Here is a 745-nt window from a genome sequence, read left to right on the forward strand (position 1 = left end):
CGACGGCATAACAAGGGTGGCGCTCATTTACCTCATCGGAAAATCATCCAGCCATTCTTTGCTCATCGGAATGGTTATATTCGTCCAATTGCTCCCAACTGCTGTCTTGAGCTTAGTATTCGGTCCTCTTGTTGATCGATTTTCCAAGCGGCGGCTGATGGTGTTCGCTGACCTGTATCGAATGATCATCGTTCTTTGCATGGCTGCCTTTGCACAATCCCCCATCATCTTGCTCGTTTTGTTGGGATTGCATGGGATCGGGACAGCGCTATTTGTACCTGCCCAATCTTCCATCGTTCCGTCCATTATCCCAAAGGAACGAATTCCAGAGGCGATTGCGCTATCAAATGGAACAGCATCGGCTATGCAAATAATTGCACCGGCCATTGGGGGACTTTTTCTTTTAAGTGAACGATACGATATCAACTTTATGGTTAACGCCGCTACATTTCTCCTTTCGGCCATTTTGATTTGGAGCATCAAGTTTGAAGAATACCTTCATCATAAGCAGAAAAAGAGCGGTTATTGGCTGGATGCTTTGACTGGATACCGAGACATTTTTCTGTTACCTATCTTGCGTTTTTTCTTATTCATGATGATTCCATTATCCTTCGTGATCGGTATTTTGAATACAAATCTTGTCAGCGCTTTATTGCATCATTTTCATGTCTCTCCTTCTCACTTTGGTTTTCTGGAGGCAAGCATCGGGGTGGGAGCGATTTTAGGCTCTTTGCTTGGACCAAAG

General features: G+C 44.6%; 1 protein-coding gene. It reads left to right on the forward strand.

Going from position 1 to position 745, the window contains the following annotated elements:
- The coding region (locus GJ1_RS17420; RefSeq protein ID WP_157068422.1) for an MFS transporter at positions 1–745 on the forward strand (745 nt) is incomplete at both ends.

The organism is Geobacillus jurassicus NBRC 107829 (assembly GCF_001544315.1).
In the GTDB taxonomy this organism is placed as follows: Bacteria; Bacillota; Bacilli; order Bacillales; family Anoxybacillaceae; genus Geobacillus; species Geobacillus jurassicus.